Annotated in this window: 21 protein-coding genes and 1 riboswitch; of the genes, 15 read left to right on the top strand and 6 right to left on the bottom strand. The window is 73.4% G+C overall.

The features are described from left to right. Positions 1-62: 62 nt before the first annotated feature. Together FLX07_RS38300 and FLX07_RS38305 are read left to right on the top strand one after the other, a co-directional pair. Positions 63-419 (top strand): ATP-binding cassette domain-containing protein, encoded by a 357-nt coding sequence (locus FLX07_RS38300; protein WP_189104956.1) that lies wholly within the window; start codon positions 63-65, stop codon positions 417-419. Then, positions 412-537 carry a hypothetical protein gene (locus tag FLX07_RS38305; RefSeq protein WP_263407582.1) on the top strand — a complete coding sequence of 42 codons (126 nt, stop codon included), beginning with the start codon at positions 412-414 and terminating at the stop codon, positions 535-537. The genes FLX07_RS38300 and FLX07_RS38305 overlap by 8 nt, the downstream gene beginning before the upstream one ends. Positions 538-885: 348 nt before the next feature. On the opposite strand, the gene FLX07_RS06280 is transcribed toward FLX07_RS38305, so the two are convergent. Then, positions 886-1725, bottom strand: coding sequence for a deoxyribonuclease IV (locus FLX07_RS06280; protein ID WP_142568477.1), 840 nt, complete (start codon positions 1723-1725; stop codon positions 886-888). A 262-nt stretch (positions 1726-1987) separates the two neighbouring features. Here FLX07_RS06280 and uraD point away from each other — a divergent pair, with 262 nt between their 5' ends. The 9 genes from uraD (at position 1988) to alc (ending at position 10195) form a co-directional block, all read left to right on the top strand. Beyond that, positions 1988-2461 (top strand): 2-oxo-4-hydroxy-4-carboxy-5-ureidoimidazoline decarboxylase, encoded by a 474-nt coding sequence (gene uraD / locus FLX07_RS06285; RefSeq protein WP_142568478.1) that lies wholly within the window; start codon positions 1988-1990, stop codon positions 2459-2461. Further along, on the top strand, positions 2458-2805 hold the full coding sequence (gene uraH, locus FLX07_RS06290; RefSeq protein ID WP_142568479.1) for a hydroxyisourate hydrolase: 348 nt from the start codon (positions 2458-2460) through the stop codon (positions 2803-2805). Before uraD ends, uraH begins: the two co-directional genes overlap by 4 nt. Position 2806: 1 nt before the next feature. After that, positions 2807-3667, top strand: a complete 861-nt coding sequence (gene pucL, locus FLX07_RS06295) for a factor-independent urate hydroxylase (RefSeq protein WP_142568480.1) — start codon at positions 2807-2809, stop codon at positions 3665-3667. Positions 3668-3670: 3 nt separating this feature from the next. After that, positions 3671-4543 (top strand): FAD binding domain-containing protein, encoded by an 873-nt coding sequence (locus tag FLX07_RS06300; RefSeq protein ID WP_142568481.1) that lies wholly within the window; start codon positions 3671-3673, stop codon positions 4541-4543. Next, entirely contained in the window at positions 4540-5130 is a 591-nt protein-coding gene (locus FLX07_RS06305) for a (2Fe-2S)-binding protein (RefSeq protein ID WP_142568482.1), read from the top strand. The genes FLX07_RS06300 and FLX07_RS06305 overlap by 4 nt, the downstream gene beginning before the upstream one ends. Positions 5131-5228: 98 nt before the next feature. Next, on the top strand, positions 5229-6596 hold the full coding sequence (locus FLX07_RS06310; protein WP_223852713.1) for an 8-oxoguanine deaminase: 1368 nt from the start codon (positions 5229-5231) through the stop codon (positions 6594-6596). A gap of 43 nt (positions 6597-6639) precedes the next feature. Continuing rightward, positions 6640-7821, top strand: coding sequence for a glycerate kinase (locus tag FLX07_RS06315; RefSeq protein WP_167748133.1), 1182 nt, complete (start codon positions 6640-6642; stop codon positions 7819-7821). A 107-nt stretch (positions 7822-7928) separates the two neighbouring features. Beyond that, positions 7929-9221 (top strand): allantoinase AllB, encoded by a 1293-nt coding sequence (gene allB / locus FLX07_RS06320; protein ID WP_229689638.1) that lies wholly within the window; start codon positions 7929-7931, stop codon positions 9219-9221. Continuing rightward, the gene (gene alc / locus FLX07_RS06325; protein WP_142568484.1) at positions 9218-10195 is read left to right on the top strand and encodes an allantoicase; all 978 of its coding nucleotides are present in this window, start codon (positions 9218-9220) and stop codon (positions 10193-10195) included. Before allB ends, alc begins: the two co-directional genes overlap by 4 nt. A 238-nt stretch (positions 10196-10433) precedes the next feature. On the opposite strand, the gene pknB is transcribed toward alc, so the two are convergent. From pknB to thiO, 4 genes are all read right to left on the bottom strand, one after another. Then, positions 10434-12455, bottom strand: a complete 2022-nt coding sequence (gene pknB / locus FLX07_RS06335) for a Stk1 family PASTA domain-containing Ser/Thr kinase (protein WP_142568485.1) — start codon at positions 12453-12455, stop codon at positions 10434-10436. A gap of 190 nt (positions 12456-12645) precedes the next feature. Continuing rightward, positions 12646-13410, bottom strand: a complete 765-nt coding sequence (locus FLX07_RS06340; protein WP_142568486.1) for a thiazole synthase — start codon at positions 13408-13410, stop codon at positions 12646-12648. A 2-nt stretch (positions 13411-13412) separates the two neighbouring features. After that, complete coding sequence (gene thiS / locus FLX07_RS06345; protein ID WP_142568487.1) at positions 13413-13613, bottom strand: sulfur carrier protein ThiS; 201 nt, start codon at positions 13611-13613, stop codon at positions 13413-13415. After that, positions 13610-14746, bottom strand: a complete 1137-nt coding sequence (gene thiO, locus FLX07_RS06350) for a glycine oxidase ThiO (protein ID WP_142568488.1) — start codon at positions 14744-14746, stop codon at positions 13610-13612. The genes thiS and thiO overlap by 4 nt, the downstream gene beginning before the upstream one ends. Beyond that, positions 14735-14845: riboswitch (TPP riboswitch) on the bottom strand. Its footprint overlaps the gene before it by 12 nt. A 110-nt stretch (positions 14846-14955) precedes the next feature. Between thiO and FLX07_RS06355 the strand changes: the two genes are divergently transcribed. The 4 genes from FLX07_RS06355 to thiE all read left to right on the top strand — a co-directional run bounded on the left by FLX07_RS06355 (position 14956) and on the right by thiE (position 17896). After that, complete coding sequence (locus FLX07_RS06355; protein WP_142568489.1) at positions 14956-15495, top strand: dihydrofolate reductase family protein; 540 nt, start codon at positions 14956-14958, stop codon at positions 15493-15495. Positions 15496-15617: 122 nt separating this feature from the next. After that, positions 15618-16796, top strand: a complete 1179-nt coding sequence (locus tag FLX07_RS06360; RefSeq protein ID WP_142568491.1) for an NAD(P)/FAD-dependent oxidoreductase — start codon at positions 15618-15620, stop codon at positions 16794-16796. A 43-nt stretch (positions 16797-16839) separates the two neighbouring features. After that, the gene (locus FLX07_RS06365; RefSeq protein WP_142568492.1) at positions 16840-17214 is read left to right on the top strand and encodes an Rv2175c family DNA-binding protein; all 375 of its coding nucleotides are present in this window, start codon (positions 16840-16842) and stop codon (positions 17212-17214) included. 37 nt (positions 17215-17251) lie between these two features. Further along, positions 17252-17896 carry a thiamine phosphate synthase gene (thiE, locus tag FLX07_RS06370; RefSeq protein ID WP_142568939.1) on the top strand — a complete coding sequence of 215 codons (645 nt, stop codon included), beginning with the start codon at positions 17252-17254 and terminating at the stop codon, positions 17894-17896. Between the two features lie 109 nt (positions 17897-18005). Here thiE and FLX07_RS06375 read toward each other — a convergent pair whose 3' ends face one another. Beyond that, the gene (locus tag FLX07_RS06375) at positions 18006-19073 is read right to left on the bottom strand and encodes a polyprenyl synthetase family protein (RefSeq protein WP_142568494.1); all 1068 of its coding nucleotides are present in this window, start codon (positions 19071-19073) and stop codon (positions 18006-18008) included. Positions 19074-19212 lie beyond the last annotated feature (139 nt).

Raw genomic sequence — 19212 nt, forward strand, 5'->3', positions numbered from 1 at the left:
GGCGCCTCAGTGGCGAGCCGGGGACACGGCCATGCCGCTCTCGAAGGCACGGGTCACCGTGCCTGCGGGTCGCCGGGGGGAGCGTGTGCGCGCTTCTCGGTCCGAACGGCGCGGGCAAGACCACTGCCGTCCACGTGCTGACCACGCCGGCGCGGCCGTCCTCCGGCCGCGCGGTCGTGGCCGGGGCCGACACCTTCGTGTCCCCGGCGCTCCTGCCGGGCTGGCTCGGGACGATCGCGGAGTGGAACCCGCTGTCGGCGACGGTCGCCTCGTGCCGGATGCTGTTCGGCAACCCCGGATGGCGGGGCGATTCCTGGGCCGCCGAGCACGCCCTCGCGCTGGCGATCGGCTGGCCGCTGCTGATCACGCTCGTCTTCCTGCCGCTGTCGGCCCGCCGCTACCGCCGCCTCGGTGGCTGAGCCGTGCACACGTCGCCGGGGCGTACGGCTGGGCCGGGGCGGCTTCGCGCGCCCCGATCTACCGCTCGTCGTCTCCTGGAGCCCGCTCGTCGTGCGGGAGCGGGCCGCATGGCGCTAACTAGAGACCACTCGTCCGAACGGCCATCCACCCGCCCGATTACACCTCGTAGTCTTTCGCACGTCGCAAGACACGCGGGGTAATCACAAAGTGAGCAGGTTGTCACCGAGTGGCTACTAAGCGGGGCCCTACTCGGGGGGGAAGGGCCCCGCCTACGCGTATCGGGGGGTGCGCGGCGATCCGGCCATACGGGGGCGCCGGATCGCCGCGAACGCCCCATCCTCGCTTTCCCCGCGAGGGCCGCCACTCCTGAACGCGGCCGGCAGACCCGCCGCGGCGGGCGGTGACCGGCGGCCCCGGGCACGCACGCGCAGGGCACGCGCAGGGCACGCGCAGGGCACGCGCAGGTCAGGCGCCGCGCAGCTTCTTGAGCAGCTCGATGTCCTCGCGGTGCTTCTCCACCTTGCCGGGCGTCTCGATGCAGAGGGGCACCCCGGCGGCCGTGGGGTGACGCATCAGCTCGCCGAACGCCTGGGCGCCGATGTGCCCGGCCCCGATGTTCTCGTGCCGGTCCCGCTTCGAGCCGCAGAGGTCCTTCGAGTCGTTGGCGTGGATCAGCTTGAGCCGGCCCGGAGCGACGTCGTTCAGCGCGTCCATCGTCTCCTTCACCCCGCCCGGCGCGGCCAGGTCGTGCCCCGCCGCGAAGGCATGGCAGGTGTCGAGGCACACGCCCACCTTGGGGTGGTGGCCGAGGGCCTCCAGATAGGGACCGAGGTCCTGCACGGTCGCGCAGAGCATCTGGCCCTGGCCCGCCATCGGTTCGAGCAGCAGGTCCGGGCCGTCGTCGGGAAGCTCGTCCAGCACCGGCAGCAGGTGCTCGTGGATCTGGCGCATCGCGGCCTCGCGCGACTGGCTCACGGCCGAGCCGGTGTGGACGACCACGCCGAGCGCGCCGGTCTCGGCGCCCCTGCGCAGGGTGTGGCGGACCACCGCGATCGAGTTCTCCAGGGTCTCCGGCGTCGGCGACCCGAAGTTCACGAGATAGGCGGCGTGCAGGAAGACCGGCACGCCCGACTCGCGGAGCTTGGCGTCCTCGGCGGGGTTCCCCTCGCTGAGCGCCCAGCCCCGCGGGTTGGTGACGAAGACCTGGATCATCTCCGCGCCGATGTCGGCCGCGTACTTCAGCCCGCCCTTGGCGAGGCCGCCGGCGACGAAGACGTGCCCGCCGATGAGAGTGGAAGGAGTCATGATGCCCCCAGAGTATTGGCACAGGACATTGGCGCAGGCTGGTGCCGCCCCGTTCTGCCGCAGCTCCCTTCGCCGCAGCCCTCTTCGCCACGGCGCCTTCTGCCGCGGCCCCGTGTGGCCTCTTCCGCCACGGCCTCTTGCACCACAGTCCCTTTGTCACAGTCCCTTTGTCACAACGTACAAAGAGACCGTCGGAGCGGGGCGTCCGGTTCGGACTTCGCGCCGCTGGAATCGCGCCGGGCCCGGCGGTTGACTGACGGGCATGCGCGAACTCGGCCCGGAGGACCTGCGGTCCTGCTGCGCCTCCGCCAGATGGCTGGAGGCGGTCGCCGCGCGCGGGCCGTTCCGCGATCTCGACGGGCTCCGCCGCGCGAGCGAGACGGCTGTCGCGGCGCTGACCTGGGACGACGTGCTGGAGGCGCTGGCGGCGCACCCGAGGATCGGCGAGCGGCCCGACGGCGCGGGACGCGAGGCCGCGTGGTCGCGGTCCGAGCAGTCCGGGACCGCGGACGCCGGCCGGGAGACGCTCGGCGCGCTGCGCGAGGGCAACGCCGCCTACGAGAGCCGGTTCGGTCACGTCTACCTGGTCTGCGCGACGGGCCGGGAGGCCGGCGAGCTGCTGGCGCTGCTGCGCGACCGGCTCGGCAACGACGAGGAGACCGAGCGCGAGGTCGTCAGGGACGAACTGTCGAAGATCGTCGCGGTACGGCTGGGCAAGCTCTGGGAGGGCCGGTGAGCCTCTCGACGCACGTGCTCGACACCGCCGCCGGGCACCCGGCCAAGGACCTGTTCGTACGGCTGTCGCGGCGCGCCGCGCACGGGTTCGTGCCGGTCGCCGACGGCCGCACCGACGGCGACGGTCGCATCCGGGAGTGGACGCCGCTGGGCCGGGAGTGGAACCCGGCCGAGGATCCGCGCCCGGGGACCTACCGGCTCGTGTTCGACACCGGCGCCTACCTGGGGGACGAGGCGTTCTTCCCCGAGGTGAGCGTCGTGTTCGTCATCCGGGAGGCCGGCGAGCACCACCACGTGCCGCTGCTGCTGAGCCCGTTCGCCTACTCGACCTACCGGGGGAGCTGACGTGGCCGTTCTGGGGCCGAACAGGTACGGCAAGGCCGAGACGAGGGTCGTGCGGGTGACCCGGCACGGCGACGCCCACCGGATCAAGGACCTCACGGTCAGCACGTCGCTGTCGGGCGACATGGCCGAGGTGCACCTGAGCGGGGACAATTCCGCCGTCCTGCCCACCGACACGCAGAAGAACACGGTCTTCGCGTTCGCCAAGAAGCACGGCGTCGGGGCGATCGAGGACTTCGCGCTGCTGCTGGCGCGCCATTTCGCGGACTCCCGGCCCGCGATCCACCACGCGAGGGTCGCCGTCGATGAACACGCCTGGGAGCGCAACGGCGCGTTCGGGCACTCGTTCGTCCGCTCGGGCCGGGAGGTGCGCACCTGCGTGGCCCACCACGACGGGACGCGGTCGTGGGTGGTGTCCGGGCTGCGCGACCTCGTCGTGCTCAACACGACCAACTCCGAGTTCTGGGGCTTCGCCAAGGACGAGTACACGACGCTGCCGGAGACCCGCGACCGCGTCCTCGCCACCGCTGTGGACGCGGCGTGGCGGCACGCGGAGGCCCCCCAGGACTGGGACAAGACCTACGAGAACGCGCGGGGCGCCCTGCTCGCCGCCTTCGCCGACACCTACAGCCTGTCCCTGCAGCAGACCCTGTACGCCATGGGCACGCGGGTGCTGGCCGAGTGCCCGGGGGTCTGCGAGGTGCGGCTGTCGCTGCCGAACAAGCACCACTTCCTGGTGGACCTCGCGCCCTTCGGGCTGGACAACGACGGTGAGGTCTTCTTCGCCGCCGACCGGCCGTACGGGCTGATCGAGGGCACGGTGCTGCGTGAGGACGCGCCCGCCGCCGGCCCGGCCTGGGAGTAGCCGATGGACTTCCTGCGACCGCTGACCTGGGCGGAGGCCCTGGCACTGAAGGCCGAGCGGCCCGAGGCCACACCGATCCAGGGCGGCACCGACGTCATGGTGGAGATCAACCTCGACAAAGGCCGCCCGGCCGCACTGCTCGACCTCACGCCGGTCCGCGACCTGCGGGACTGGTCGCGGGAGGGCGGTGAGATCCGCGTGGGCGCGGGCGTGACCTACTCCCGGCTGATCGCCGAGCTCGGGGCCGATCTGCCTGGCCTGGCCCAGGCGTCCCGCACGGTCGGGTCGCCGCAGATCCGCAACCGGGGCACGGTCGCGGGCAACCTCGGCGCGGCCTCGCCCGCGGGCGACAGCCACCCGCCGCTGCTGGCCTGCGGCGCGGTCGTGGAGGCCGAGTCGGTGCGCGGCACCCGGCTGATCCCGATCGGGGAGTTCTACACCGGCGTGAAGCGCAACGCGCTCGCCCCCGACGAGCTGATCCGCGCCGTGCGCGTCCCGGCCGCCACCGGCCCGCAGTACTTCTCCAAGATCGGCACCAGGAACGCCATGGTGATCGCGGTGTGCTCGTTCGCGGTCGCGCTGGACCCGTCCGTGCGGCGGGTGGGCACCGGCATCGGCTCGGCCGCGCCGACCCCGCGCCACGCCCCGAGGGCCGAGGACTTCGCGGCAGGGGAACTCGACTGGGACGGCCGCGGCCCGCTGGATTCCGGCGTGGCGCGCCGCTTCGGCGAACTCGTGGCCGCCTCCGCCGCGCCGATCGACGACGTGCGGGGCCGCGCCGCCTACCGCACGCACGCGCTGGCCGTGATGGCGTGCCGCGCGCTCGGCTGGGCATGGGACGACGTCAGAGCTGGTGACCGCAGGGGGAGCGCATGAGGGTGAACCTCACGGTGAACGGCCGCCCGATGACGGCCGACGACGTGTGGGAGGGCGAGAGCCTGCTGTACGTCCTGCGTGAGCGGCTCGGCCTGCCGGGTGCCAAGAACGCCTGCGAGCAGGGCGAATGCGGCTCCTGCACGATCTATCTCGACGGCGCCCCGGTCTGCGCGTGCCTGGTCGCGGCCGGTCAGGCGGAGGGACGCGAGGTGGTGACGGTCGAGGGCCTGGCGGCCGCCGGCGGGCCGGGCGGCGAACTCCGCGACGGGCCGGACGGTGAACGCGACGGTGAACGCGACGGTGAACGCGACGGCGGGCCGGGCCGCGGGCTGAACAGGGGGCCGGACAGCGGGCTGAACGAGGTGCAGCGCGCGTTCGCGGACGCCGGGGCCGTGCAGTGCGGCTTCTGCACGCCGGGTCTCGTCGTCCAGGCCCACGCGCTGCTCGCGGGCGCCGACGGGGTGCCGCCCGACGCCGACATCAGGGAGGCGCTGGCCGGCAACCTGTGCCGCTGCACCGGATACGAGAAGATCCTCGACGCGGTGCGCCTCGCCGCTTCCCGCCGCCACCCCCACCCCCCGCCGTGATCTTGTAGTTTGTCGCACTCACGCGCCGCCACCTGCGCCGGAACCCTCCGTGATCATGCAGATAATTGTGCTCGCCGCACCTGACCAGGGAGTCTCCATTGCGTGATCTCGCACCACGAGGAGTGGTCATCGAGAACGCCTACGTCGTCCCGGTCGTGGGAGAGGAGATCCCGTCCGGCCATGTCGTGGTGGAGGACGGCCTGATCACCTCGGTCGGCCCGGGCCCGGCGCCGGTCGTGCCGGAGGGGGCGGAACGCGTCGATGCCTCCGGCTGCCTGGCCACTCCCGGCCTGGTCAACACCCATCACCACCTCTACCAGTGGGCGTCCCAGGGGGTGACCCCGGACGGCACGCTGTTCGAGTGGCTGGTGGCCAGCTACCGGCTGTGGGCCCGGATGGACACCGAGGTGGTGTCGGGCGCCGCGACGGCCGGGCTGGCCTGGCTGGCCCTGTCGGGCTGCACCACCTCCACCGACCACCACTACGTCTTCCCCAAGGGCAGGGGAGACCTCTTCGCGGCGGAGATCGAGGCCGCGCGGCGGGTCGGGCTGCGCTTCCACCCCTGCCGGGGGTCGATGGACCGGGGGGCCTCGCAGGGAGGACTGCCGCCGGACGAGGTCGTGGAGGACATCGACGAGATCCTCCGGGCCACCGACGACGCGATCCGCAAATATCATGATCCGTCGTTCGGGTCGATGCTGCGCGTGGCGGTCGCCCCCTGCTCGCCGTTCTCGGTCAGCGGCGAACTCATGACCCGCTCGGCCGAGCTCGCCCGCTCCCACGGCGTACGGCTGCACACGCACGTGGCGGAAACGGCCGACGAGGACGAGCACTGCAGGGAGCAGTTCGGCGTGCTGCCCGTCGAATACCTCGACCGGCTCGGCTGGCTGGGCCCCGACGTGTGGCTGGCCCACTGCGTCCATCTGACCGACAAGGACGTGCGGCGCTTCGGCGAGACCGGCACGGGTACGGCGCACTGCCCGTCGTCCAACGGACGCCTCGGCGCGGGCATCGCGCGGATCTCCGAGTTGCTGGCCGCAGGCGCGCCGGTCGGGCTCGGCGTCGACGGCGCGGCCTCCAGCGAGATGACCCCGCTGGCCGGGGAGATCCGCATGGCCGTGCTCATGCAGCGGGCCCGTCACGGCCCGCGGGCGCTGACCGCCCGCCAGGCCCTGGAGATGGCCACGCTCGGCGGCGCCCGCTGCCTCGGCCGAGAGGCCGAGATCGGCTCGCTGGAGCCCGGCAAGCTCGCCGACGTGGCGCTGTGGCGGCTCGGCGGCTTCCACGCCGCGATCGACGATCCCGTCGTCGCGTTCGCGTACGGCGCGACCCCGCCGCTCGCCCGGCTGCTCGTCGGCGGCCGGACCGTCGTGGACGACGGCGAACTGCGCACCGTACCGGGAGACGAGGCCGCGCGGGCCGGGGTCGGCGCCCATCGGCGGCTGACCACCGTGGATCATGTCTGAGGCGTTCCCGGACACGATCGAAGGGCCACAGGTGAGCCACACCATGACAGGACACGTCGTCATCGCACCGGACAAGTTCCGGGGGTCGCTCACCTCGCCCGAGGTGGCCGCGCACGTGGCCGCCGGGTTGGGGAACGTCCCGGTCGTCGAGCTGCCGGTGGCCGACGGGGGCGACGGCACCGTGGACGCGGTCGTGGCGAGCGGGTTCATCCGGGTCGAGACGGAGGTGACCGGGCCGGTCGGCGATCCGGTCACCGCGAGCTACGCCGTGCGGAACGAGCCCGGCGCGCGGGTCGCGGTGATCGAGCTGGCCGAGGCGTCGGGCCTGCGCCGGCTGCCCGGCGACCCGGCGCCGCTGACCGCCACCAGCCGCGGCACCGGCGAGCTGATCGCCCACGCCGTACGGCACGGCGCGACGCGGATCGTGCTCGGCCTCGGCGGCAGCGCCTGCACCGACGGCGGCGCGGGGATGGCCCAGGCCCTCGGCGTGCGGCTGCTCGACGGGGCCGGAAACGACCTGCCGCCGGGCGGCGCCGCGCTGCGCGACCTGCACACGATCGACGCCTCCGGCCGCCTGCGCGGGTTCGAGGTGATCGTGGCGAGCGACGTGGACAACCCGCTGCTCGGGCCGTACGGCGCGGCGGCGGTGTACGCCCCGCAGAAGGGCGCGAGCCCGCAGGACGTGGCCGTGCTGGAGGCCGGGCTGACCCGGCTGGCGGCCGTCGCCGTGCACACCCACGGCCTGACCGGCGCCGCCGAGCACGACGGCGTCGTGCGCGCAATGGGCGTGGCCGGGCGGCCGGGGGCGGGCGCCGCCGGCGGGGTGGGCTTCGGCGCGCTGACGTTCCTCGACGCCGAGATCCGCCCCGGCATCGGCTATCTGCTTGACCTGGTGGGGTTCGACCGCCACGTGGAGGGCGCCCGCTTGGTGATCACGGGCGAGGGCTCGATCGACGAGCAGACCCTGCGCGGCAAGACCCCGGTCGGCGTCGCGGCCGCCGCGGCCAAGCACGGCGTGCCGGTCGTGGCCGTCTGCGGGCGGCGCACCGTCGGCGACGACGAGCTGAGGGCGGCCGGCATCGAGGCGGCGTACGCGCTGACCGACGTGGAGCCCGACGTGCGGCGGTGCATGGCCGAGGCCGGGCCGCTGCTTGAGCGGCTCGCGGCCCGGATCGCCACCGCGCATCTGGTGCAAGATCACGAACGGACAATGCCCAGCTCGTGAGGGGAGAGGCGGGTTTCGTGCATGATCACGGAGGTGATCGCCGCAGGTCGGCGGCATGGTCTGCGACAAACTACAAGATCACGGGGGGAGGGGGGGAGTACGACCTGGTGGTGAGGTCCCGGCGGACCGTGACCCCGCAGGGGGAGCGCCCCCTGGCGGTCGCCGTGCGAGGGGGCGTGATCGCGGCCCTGCGGCCCTACGACGAGCCGCTGGCGGCCGAGGAGTCCGCCGACCTCGGCGACCTGCCGCTGCTGCCCGGGCTGGTCGACTCCCACGTGCACGTCAACGAGCCCGGCCGCACCCACTGGGAGGGCTTCGCGACCGCCACCAGGGCGGCGGCGGCCGGGGGCGTGACCACGATCGTGGACATGCCGCTCAACTCGCTGCCGCCGACCGTGGACGTGGCGGCGCTGGAGGTCAAACGGAAGGCCGCCGAGGGCCGGTGCCACGTCGACACGGGCTTCTGGGGCGGCGCGATCCCCGGCAACCTCGCCGACCTGCGGCCCCTGCACGAGGCCGGGGCGATGGGCGTCAAGTGCTTCCTGTCCCCGTCCGGAGTGGACGAGTTCCCCGCGCTCGACCGCGACGGGCTTCGGGCCGCGCTGGCGGAGGTGGCCGCCTTCGACGGCCTGCTGATCGCGCACGCCGAGGACCCGGGGCTGCTGTCCGACCCCGGCGGCCCCGCGTACGGCGACTTCCTCAGGTCCCGCCCGCAGGAGGCCGAGCGCCGGGCGGTCGAGCAGGTGATCGCCCTCGCGGCGGAGACGGGCGCGCGGGCCCACATCGTGCACGTGTCGGCCGCCGCCTGCGTCGAACCGCTGCGCGCGGCCCAGGCGGCCGGGGTGCGCGTCAGCGCCGAGACCTGCCCGCACTATTTGACCCTGGCGGCCGAGCAGGTCACCGGGCCCGCCTACAAGTGCTGCCCGCCGATCCGGGAGGCCGCCAACCGCGACGCCCTGTGGCAGGCGCTGGCCGACGGCGTGCTCATGGGGATCGTCTCCGACCACTCCCCGTCGACGCCCGACCTCAAGGTGCCCGACTTCGCCGCCGCCTGGGGCGGCATCTCCTCGCTCCAGGTCGGCCTGCCCGCCGTGTGGACCGCGGCACGCGCCCGCGGGCACGGCCTGGCCGACGTGGCGCGCTGGATGGCCGAGGGACCGGCCCGCCTGGCCGGCCTGCCCCGCAAGGGGGCGATCAGGGAGGGCGACGACGCCGACCTCGTCGCCTTCGACCCCGACGCCGAGTTCACGGTGGACGTCGCGGCGCTGCACCACCGCAACCCGGTGTCCCCCTACCACGGCGCGCGGCTGGCGGGCGTGGTGCGCACCACCTGGCTGCGCGGCACACCCGTCGACTTCGACACCCCGCGCGGCCGGCTGCTGACGAGGGGAGCCCGATGACCGGCTTCACCCGCCTACCCGACCTCGCCCTGCGCACGTACGGCGGGTCGGTCGTGGCCGCCAACGACGAGTCGTTCGCCGAACGGGAGGCCCTTATCCGGCCGGGACCGGCCGAGTTCCGGCCGCACACCTTCGGGGCCAAGGGCCAGGTCTACGACGGCTGGGAGACCAGGCGGCGGCGCGAGCCCGGCCACGACTGGGCGATCGTGCGGCTAGGCCTGCCCGGGATCATCAGGGGCGTGGTCGTGGACACCGCGTGGTTCCGCGGAAACTACCCGCCGTACGCGTCGGTCGAGGCGTGCGCGGCCGAGGGCCATCCCGCGCCGGACGAGCTGGACGGCTGGGTGGAGATCGTGCCGAAGAGCCCGCTGAAGGGCGACACGGTCCACGAGTTCGCCGTGACCGACCCCCGCCGCTTCACCCATGTGCGGCTGAACATCTTCCCCGACGGCGGCGTCGCCCGGCTGCGGGTCCACGGGCGGGTGGTGCCCGACCGGACGTTCCTGGAGGGCCTCACCGTCGACCTCGCCGCGCTCGAGAACGGCGGACTGGTGACGGCGTGCTCCGACGAGTTCTACTCCTCGCCGAACAACGTCCTCGCGCCCGGCCTGGCCCGCAACCAGGCCGAGGGCTGGGAGACCGCCCGCCGCCGCGACGGCGGCAACGACTGGCTCGTCGTCGCCCTGGCCGGTCCCGGCCGGGTGGCCGTCGCCGAGCTCGACACGACCAACCTGGTGTTCAACGCCCCCGGCTGGGTGTCGCTCAAGGGCGTGGACGCGGACCGGGCGCCGCTGGAGGACGAGGACGCCTGGTTCCCGCTGCTTCCCATGACGCGCCTGCAGCCCGACACCCGCCACCGCTTCCGTCTCGACGACGACCGCCGGATCACCCACGCCCGGCTCGACATCCACCCCGACGGCGGCCTCGCCCGCCTCCGCCTCCTCGGCACCCTCGCCCCCTGGTCCCCGCCCTGACGTCGGGCTTGACGATTCACGCTCAGTGAAGTGTTTTCTGCGGGGTGCTCGCGGAGGATCACGACCGCTGCGCGGCGTACCGGCGGACGACCGGTTCCAGGTAGTCGGCGTGGGGCCCGCTGAGCCGCGCGAGCTCGGCGGGGGAGCGGACGAGGCGGAGCCGGCCGCGCTCCGCACCGGGGAGCGGCCTCGGAGAACTCCGCGACCGGTACGGCGGCGGGAACGCCCGTCCTGGGCGTCAGTGCCAGATCGTGATGGTGGCGCCCGGCGGCTGCTGGCCGAGCGGATTCTCGCCGACCACGCGGTCGGTGCCCACCATCTTGCGGGTCTTGACGTTGAAGCCGGCCGCCTTCAGCTCGTTCACCGCGTCCTTCACCGACTTGAACATCACGTTGGGCACGTTGACGACGGCGGGCGGGCTCTGGCCGGGGTCGGCGGGATTGACCTCCCACGGCCAGTGGAAGCCCTGGTCCGGTCCGCGCGAGGCGGTCAGATGGACGGTCCCCCCGGCCACGACCTCGGCGCCCCCGGGAGGGTCCTGCGCGATCACGGTGCCCGGCGGGGTGTCGTCGGTGGTCTCGTCGATCTGGACGTTGAAGCCCTTCTCCCGCAGGAACTTCTCCGCCTGGTCGCGCATCATCTGCGTGACGTCCGGCATCAGCAGCCCGGCGCTGACCACGAAGTTGACCGTGCTGCCCTTCTTGACGCGCTTGCCCACCGGCGGGTTGGTTCGGATGACCTGATCGCGGGGGACGGTGTCGCTCGCGCTCTTGCTCACCCGTCCGGGGGTCAGGCCGGCGTCGGCGATCTTCGCCCGGGCGTCCGCCAGGCTGACGTTCTCGACCTTCGGCACGGGGACAGTCTCCGGGCCGGCCGACGGGATGAGGGTGAGCACCGAGCCCTTGACCACCTCGGCGCCCAGTCCCGGATCGGTGTCCAGGACGATGTCCTTCGGCACCTTGTCGTCGAACCGCGCCTCACCGATCCTGACCTCGAAACCGGCCTGCTGCGCGGCCTGCCTGGCGACCGTGACGGGCTTGTTCACCAGGTCGGGGACCTTCGTGTAGCGGCCCTGGGAGAACCACCAGCCGGTGAAGGCGACGCCCGCCAGCATGACGAGGGCCAGCGCGGCGACGAACCAGACGGGCCTGATCCCGCGCCGGCGGCGGCGCCCCGCCTCGGCGCGGCCGGTCAGCAGTTCCGAGCGCGGCTGGATCATCGTCCGGTCGGCCGGCGGCTCGTGCTCCGGGCGCGCGTGCTGCGCCGTGCCGAACGGGGAGGACCCGCCGGGCGGCGGGAGGGTCCGATGCGCGCCCGTCCGCACCCCGCTGTGGGCACCGCTGTCGTAGGTTCCGTGGGGGGTTCCGTGCGGGGCTCCGTGGAGGGCGGAGTGCGCGCCGGTGTGCCCGGTCCTGGGCAGCGTACGGTGGATCTCGACGGCCGCGACGAGCATGGCGGTCGCGTCCGCCGGGCGCGCGGCGGGGTCCTTGTCGGTGGCCGCGGCGACGAGCGCGTCGATCGACGGCGGCACGTCGGCCACCGACAGCGACGGCGCTGGGACGGTCTCGTGCACGTGCCGGTAGGCGACCGACATCGGCGTCTCGCCCGCGTACGGCTGCCGTCCGGTGAGCAGCTCGAACAGCATGATCCCGGCGGCGTACACGTCGCTTCGTGCGTCGGCCGTGCCGGTCGTGACCTGCTCGGGCGACATGTAGCCGATCGTGCCGATCATCATGCCGGTCTTGGTCTGGTTGGTCGCCTCGATCGCGCGGGCCAGGCCGAAGTCCACGACCTTCACCCGGCCGTCGTCGGCGAGCAGCACGTTCTCGGGCTTGACGTCGCGGTGGATGAGCCCGGCCTGGTGGGCCGCGCCGAGGGCGGCGAGCACCGGGATGACCATCTCCAGGGCCTCGCGCGCCGGGACGTGACCGCGCTTGCGCAGGACGTCGCGCAGCGTCCTGCCGGGGACGTACTCCATCGACAGGTAGACATTCGCCCCGTCGGTGCCCTGGTCGAAGACCTGCACGATGTTGGGGTGCGAGAGGCTGGCCACCGACTTGGCCTCGCCGATGAACCGCCGCACGAACTGCGGGTCCTCGGCCAGGGAGCGGTGCATCACCTTGACGGCGACCGTGCGGTCGAGCCGGACGTCCAGAGCCAGGTAGACGGAGGCCATGCCGCCCCGGGCGATCCGGGACTCGACGCGGTAGCGCCCGTCGAGCACCTGCCCCACGAGCGGGTCGGTTAGCGTCGTGTCCACCCGCCAGAGTTTACGGGTGATTTGCCGCCCGGCGTGTTCCCGAATCCCAAACCGAGACCTATTCGGGCGCGGTCCGAGGCGTCCGAAAAGCCGTGCCGATTTGGAAAACCGGCCTTACCAGACGCGGGTTTCGCGCCTTCCCGCCCGGCCCGCGAAGGGTCCGGAACGGGCGGGAAGGACGGTGGCGGGTTCAGGACGTGCGGGCGGGGGAGGACGCCTCGGCGTAGCGGCGGCGGGGGATGCGCCCGGCGAGGCGGGCCAGCCGGCCCGCCGTGACCGCCTGCCGCATGGCCGCGGCCATCAGGCCGGGCCGGTGCGCCCGGGTCACGGCGCTGGCCAGCAGCACCGCGTCGCAGCCCAGTTCCATCGCCAGCGCGGCGTCGCTGGCCGTGCCGATGCCGGCGTCGAGGATCACCGGCACCGTGGCGGCCTCGACGATCAGCTCGATGCTGTGCGGGTTGCGGATGCCCAGCCCGGAGCCGATGGGGGCGCCGAGCGGCATTACGGCGGCGCACCCGGCGTCCTGGAGCCTGCGGGCCAGCGCCGGGTCGTCGCCGATGTACGGCAGCACCGTGAAACCGTCGGCGACCAGCCGTTCGGCGGCGTCGAAGGTCTCGATCGGGTCGGGCAGCAGGGTCCGCTCGTCCGCGATGACCTCCAGCTTGACCCAGTCGGTCTCCAGCGCCTCGCGGGCCAGGCGGGCGGTCAGCACCGCCTCCCCGGCGGTGAAGCACCCCGCCGTGTTCGGCAGCACCTTGATGCCGCGGGAGCGCAGCACGTCGAGCACCGAGCCGCGGGACTCAGGATCGAGCCTGCGCATCGCGACGGTCGTCAGCTCGGTGCCGGACGCCTCCAGCGCCTGGTCGAGCACCTCGAGCGACGGCGCGCCGCCGGTGCCCATGACGAGCCGCGAGGTGAACTTCTCCCCGCCCAGCACGAAGACGTCGTCGGTCATGCTCACCCTCCCTGCACGGCCGTGAGCACCTCGACGCCGTCGCCGTCGGCGACCGGGGTCGTGTCCCAGGCGCTCCGGCTCACGACTTCGCCGTTCAGCGCCGCCGCGACCCCGGATGTGAGGGACGTGAGGGTCCGTACGGCGTCGCCGATCGTGGCGCCGTCCGGCAGTTCGGCCGCGCCTCCGTTGATCGTGACTTTCATTGACTGAATCTCCCTGGATCGCAGAACCGGGCGACCGGGGGCACCTCGTCGCCGGTGAGGAACGCGGCGACGGCGTCGGCGGTGATCGGGGACAGCAGCACCCCGTTGCGTCCGTGCCCGGTCGCCGCGAGCACGCCGGGCGGCCCGGCCGGGCCGATGATCGGCAGGTTGTCGGGCGTGCCGGGCCGGAAGCCGGTCGTCGTCTCGGCCAGTTCGAGCTCCGTGATGCCGGGCACCAGCTCGCGGGCGTCGCGCAGCAGCTCGTACACGCCTCCGGCGGTGACCCTCGGGTCGAACCCCATCTCCTGGGTCGTGGCGCCCACGGTGATCTCTCCGTCGCCCCGGGGGACCAGGTAGGCGGGGGAGCCGTGCACCAGTCCCCTGACGCACCGGGTGAGGAAGCCACGGGGCCCGCGCAGCCGGAGGATCTCGCCCTTGACCGGGCGCACCGGCAGGCTGGGCAGCAGGGACGCCGACCACGACCCGGCCGCCACGACGACCTGGCCGGCCGCGATGACGCCGCCGGACTCCAGCCGTACGCACGGAGCGCCGGGGCCCGGGGCGTCGATCCCGGCGACGCGCTCGGTCACCAGCGTGCCGCCCGCCTTCTCGAACGCCGTGAGGAGGGCGCGCACGACCCTGCGGGGGTTGACCCACGCGTCGTCGCGGGCCAGCAGCCCACCGCGTACGGAGGGGGAGAGCATCGGCTCGTAGGAGCGGCACTCGCGCCCGGTGAGCCGCTCGACCCGCAGACCGAGCGTCCGCTCGAAGGCCGCGAGGTCGTCGAGGACGGCCATGTCGTCCGCGCCGCGGGCGACCTCCAGCGTGCCCTCGGTCCGGTAGTCGAGGTCGTCGCCGGTCTCGTCCTCCAGCTCCGCCCGGAACGCCGGCCAGGCCGCCAGCGACGCGAGGCCGAGCCGCAGCAGCGGCTCTTCCGTGTAGGTCACCTCGCTGACCGGCGCGAGCATCCCGGCGGAGGCGTGAGTGGCGCCGCCTCCGGGCGCGGGGTCCACCACCGCCGCCGACAGGCCCCGCCGGGCGGTGCGCCAGGCCGCGGCCAGGCCCTCCACCCCGCCGCCGACGATCACGACGTCGTAGCCGGACCGGACTCCGGACGGCGGTGTGCGGGACACAGCGCTCCCTTCGCCGGCATTACCCGGATCAGGTCGGGGCGGTCGAGAGCCTCACGCTCTCCTCTCAGCCCGGTCCGCCGGGCTCCCGCGCGTCTTACTCCCACAAGGGTAGTACGCCGCCCATAACGGCCGATCGCCGGACCGGCGGGTGCGGAGCCGCCCGCAGGCGCATGATGGCGCGACGTGGATCGACTCGACGGAGGTATGCCATGGCCACGCTGCTCTACTCGGCCACCATGTCCCTGGACGGCTTCATCGCCGGGCCGGACGGCGACATGTCCTGGCTGACCGAACATCTCGGACCCAACCCGGACGTGGACGGGCTGGTCGGCGACATCGGCGCGCTGCTCGTCGGCAACCGCACCTTCCGGGGTGACGATCCGAATCGCGGCACCTCGCAGGAGGGCGCGTTCGGCGGCGTGTGGAGCGGGCCGCAGTTCGTGCTCACCCACGACCTCCCGGCCGCGCCGGTGCCCGGCGTGACCTTCGTGACGGACCTCGGCGCGGCCGTCGAGGCGGCCACGGCGGCCGCCGGGGACAAGTACGTCAACATGCTCGGCGCCGACGTCGCCGCGCAGTGCCTCGACGCGGGCCTGCTCGACGAGATCCTCGTGTGCGTGGCGCCGGTCATGCTCGGCGACGGCGTCCGGCTGTTCTCCCGCCCCGGCGGCGACCGCGTCCGGCTCGAACGGATCAGCCTCACGCACGTGCCGCACGCCACGAACATCTGGATGCGCGTGGTCCGGTAGAACGCCGGTGAGGATCCGGCGTCCTTCACAACGCGGGCCCCGGCATAAGTGCGCGTCAATTGCCCAACTCGTTATGAGGGGCCCGTTGGCCAGGGCCCCCGTTCACAATCTATGGTCAAGCTGTGGATCACGTCGTGGTGGTGGGTGCCGGCCTGGCCGGCGTGCGAAGCATCGAGGCGTTGAGGGCCGGTGGATTCACCGGCCGCATCACGCTCATCGGCGAGGAACACCATCGCCCCTATGACCGGCCGCCGCTGTCGAAGGCGGTGCTGCTCGGAGAGACCGACTCCACCGTGGTCGACTCCGATCTCGACGCCCTCGACGTGCGGCTGTGCCTCGGCACGGCGGCCAAGGGCCTGCGCGACGGCGTGCTGGAGACGACCGAGGGCGAGCTGGAGTACGACGGCCTGGTCATCGCCACCGGCGCCACGCCGATCCGCCTGCGCGGAGAGGGCCGCCAGCACGTGCTGCGCACGATCGAGGACGCGCTCACGCTTCGTGAGCGGCTGGTCCCCGGCGCCCGCGTGGCCGTCGTCGGGGCCGGCTGGATCGGCGCCGAGGTCGCCACCGCGGCGGCCAGGGCGGGCTGCGCGGTGACCGTGGTGGAGGCGGGGGAGAGCCCGCTCGCGGTGGCGCTCGGGCCCGCCGTGGGCAGCCACACCACCGACTGGTACGCGCGGGCGGGCGTCGAGCTGCGCCTCGGCGCGATGGTCGGCACCGTGGACGCCGACGGTCTCACGCTCATGTCCGGCGCCCGGGTGCCGGCCGACGTGGTCGTCACCGGCATCGGCGTGCGCCCGGCCGTCGACTGGCTGAAGGGGTCGGCGGTCCGGCTCGACGACGGGGTGGTGGTCGACGAGCACCTGCGCACGTCGCTGCCCAACGTGGTCGCGGTGGGCGACTGCGCGAACTGGTGGTCGCGCAGGTTCCACGCCCGGCTGCGGGTCGAACACTGGGACACCGCGCTTCAGGCCCCCGACACGGCCGCCGCCACCCTGCTGGGTGAGGAGGCGGTCTACGACCCCGTGCCGTACTTCTGGTCCGAGCAGTTCGGTCACATGGTGCAGTTCGCCGGTCATCGGGACGCCGGCGACCGCATGGTGCTGCGCGGCGACCCGCGCAGGGACCCGAAGTGGTCGGTGTGCTGGCTGACGGCCGACGACCGGCTCGCCGCGGTGCTCACCGTCGACCGGCCGCGCGACGTGGTGCAGGGTCGCAAGATCGTCGAAAGTGGCCGGCGGCTCGATCCCCTGCGGGTCGCGGACGCGGCCGTGGCGCTTCGCGACTGCATTATGGCCTAATCGAGGTGTATCCCCGGAGCTCGTGTGTGGTAATGGTGGACCCGTGACGCTTACTGTTGCGAAGATCGACCGGGAGACCGACCAGCTCGTAGGGGAGTGGCTCCCCCTCTCGGAGGCCGCCGAGAAGCTGGTGCTCAGCATCGGCCGCGCCAAGCAACTCCTCAAGGACAAGAAGCTCGTCGGCGTCCGGCGGGGCGGCGGCGAGCCGCAGATCCCGGCGGTGTTCATCGCGGACGGCGAGGTGCTCAAGGGCCTGCCCGGCACGCTCACGGTCCTGGCCGACGCCGGGTACGACGAGGTGGAGTCGATCCGGTGGCTGTTCACCCCGGACGACTCGCTACCGGGGTCCCCGATCGACGCGATCGTGGGGGGCCGGCACACCGAGGTCAAGCGCAGGGCCCAGGCCCTGGGCTTCTGACCCCTCCGGCGCGTGGCATTGTGGTCGGGTGAACGACATCCGGCGACAGCGGCTCGCGCAGGCCAGGCTCTACCTCTGCACTGACGGCAGGAGGGGCCGCGGCGACCTGGAGAAGTTCCTCGACGCGGTCCTGTCCGCCGGGGTGGACATCGTCCAGCTCAGGGAGAAGGGCCTGGAGGCGCGCGAGGAGCTGGACCTGCTGGAGGTCTTCCGCGCGGCCTGCGACAGGCACGGTGCGCTGCTCGCGGTCAACGACCGGGCGGATGTGGCCTACGCCGCCCGGCCCGACATCCTGCACCTCGGGCAGGACGATCTCCCGGTCCCGGTGGCCCGGGAGATCCTCGGTCCGGATGTCCTGATCGGCAGGTCCACGCACTCGGCGGCCGAGGCGTCGGCCGCGGCCGTGCAGCCGGGGGTGGACTACTTCTGCTGCGGCCCGATCTGGCCCACGCCCACCAAGCCCGGCCGTCCGGCGCCCGGCCCCGCGCTGCTGGAGCACGCCGCGCGCCTGGGCGCCGACCGGCCGTGGTTCGGCATCGGCGGCATCGGCCCGGACAACCTCGACGAGGTGATGGCGCACGGCGTGCGCCGCGCCGTGGTCGTCCGGGCCGTCACCGAGGCCGACGACCCCGGCGCCGCCGCCGCAGCGCTCAAGGCCCGGCTGTCGGCCGTCCCGCTCTGATCGGAACGGCCTCCTCCGGGCCCGTCCGGCCGGCGCCCGCGACGCGGCCCGGTGGCGTCGACGCGGAGCCGTCCACTCATGTCGCGGCCGGTCCGGCCGGCGCCTCGCGTCAGGTGCGGCGGGACGTGGCGGCCACGGCCAGGGCGGCCAGTGCCGTGCGGGCCTCTTCCTCGATCGGCGCCTGGTCGAGGGCGTGCAGCGCGTCGTCGAGGTAGCGCTTGATCATGCCTTCGCACGCGGCCAGCGCGCCGGTCTCCTCGATCACCGTCCGGAGCTGCGCGACCCCCTCGGCGTCCAGCGCGGGGTCGCCGAGCAGGGAGCGTACGACCGCGGTCTGGGCGGGGGTGGCCGAGGCGAGCGCACGCGCGATCAGCACGGTCCGCTTGCCCTCGCGTAGGTCGTCCCCGGCGGGCTTGCCGGTCTCCGCCGGGTCGCCGAACACGCCGAGGATGTCGTCGCGGAGCTGGAAGGCGATGCCCACCTGCTGGCCGTACTGCACGCAGAGCCGGTCGATCCAGGCGTGCGAAGCCTGGGCGGCGAGGACGAGCCCGAGCCTGAGCGGCTGCTCGACCGAGTATTTGCCGCTCTTGTACAGCGCCACCCGCAGCGCGCTGTCGAACGTGCTCTCGCCCTGCGCCTGTTCGAGCAGGTCGAGGTACTGCCCGCACATCAGCTCGGTGAGCATGTAATCGTGCAGCGGCTGGGCGGCGGCGATCGCCTCGGGCGCCAGGCCGCTGGTGCGCCACATCTCCCCGGACCACACCAGGAGCAGGTTGCCCAGCAGCACGGCCGTGCCCTCGCCGAACTGCCGTCCGGAGCCGTGCCAGCCCGCCTCGGCGTGCATCCGCTCGAACCGGCGGTGTGCCGACGGCATGCCCCGGCGCACGTCGCTCGCGTCCATGACGTCGTCGTGGATGAGCGCGCTGGCCTGGAGGAGTTCCAGCGAGGCGGCGGCGACGTGCAGTCCCGGGTCGTCGCCTCCGCCGGCGGCCCGCCAGCCCCAGTGGCAGAAGGCGGGGCGCAGCCTTTTGCCGCCCGCTATGAAGTCCTCCGCGGCGGACAGCAGGGCGGCCAGATGAGGGTCACTGAAGTGTGGTCGCTGCCGGTCGAGGAAGTCCCGGAGCGCGCGGTCCACCTCCGTACGGATGGAATCGAGCGAGGCGGCGGAAGCGGTCATACTGAGAGACTAACCGGGGTTGATCCGGTCACCCAGCAGCAGATCCCATCCAAGTGGGCCAACTCGCCCTCATAGGACAAATGTCCACATAGCAAGACCGCGAGGGCGGCGAAAACCGCTATCGCTGTACCCTTGCCGG

The sequence above is a fragment of the Microbispora bryophytorum genome, from assembly GCF_006874465.1.
GTDB classification, from domain to species: domain Bacteria; phylum Actinomycetota; class Actinomycetes; order Streptosporangiales; family Streptosporangiaceae; genus Microbispora; species Microbispora bryophytorum.

Bases quoted from the DNA above. Each gene is read 5' to 3' on its own strand.
- FLX07_RS06280 (WP_142568477.1), bottom strand. From the start codon at position 1,725: ATGACTCCTTCCACTCTCATCGGCGGGCACGTCTTCGTCGCCGGCGGC.
- uraD (WP_142568478.1), top strand. From the start codon at position 1,988: ATGCGCGAACTCGGCCCGGAGGACCTGCGGTCCTGCTGCGCCTCCGCC.
- FLX07_RS06300 (WP_142568481.1), top strand. From the start codon at position 3,671: ATGGACTTCCTGCGACCGCTGACCTGGGCGGAGGCCCTGGCACTGAAG.
- FLX07_RS06305 (WP_142568482.1), top strand. From the start codon at position 4,540: ATGAGGGTGAACCTCACGGTGAACGGCCGCCCGATGACGGCCGACGAC.
- FLX07_RS06315 (WP_167748133.1), top strand. From the start codon at position 6,640: ATGACAGGACACGTCGTCATCGCACCGGACAAGTTCCGGGGGTCGCTC.
- alc (WP_142568484.1), top strand. From the start codon at position 9,218: ATGACCGGCTTCACCCGCCTACCCGACCTCGCCCTGCGCACGTACGGC.
- FLX07_RS06340 (WP_142568486.1), bottom strand. From the start codon at position 13,410: ATGACCGACGACGTCTTCGTGCTGGGCGGGGAGAAGTTCACCTCGCGG.
- thiS (WP_142568487.1), bottom strand. From the start codon at position 13,613: ATGAAAGTCACGATCAACGGAGGCGCGGCCGAACTGCCGGACGGCGCC.
- FLX07_RS06355 (WP_142568489.1), top strand. From the start codon at position 14,956: ATGGCCACGCTGCTCTACTCGGCCACCATGTCCCTGGACGGCTTCATC.
- FLX07_RS06375 (WP_142568494.1), bottom strand. From the start codon at position 19,073: ATGACCGCTTCCGCCGCCTCGCTCGATTCCATCCGTACGGAGGTGGAC.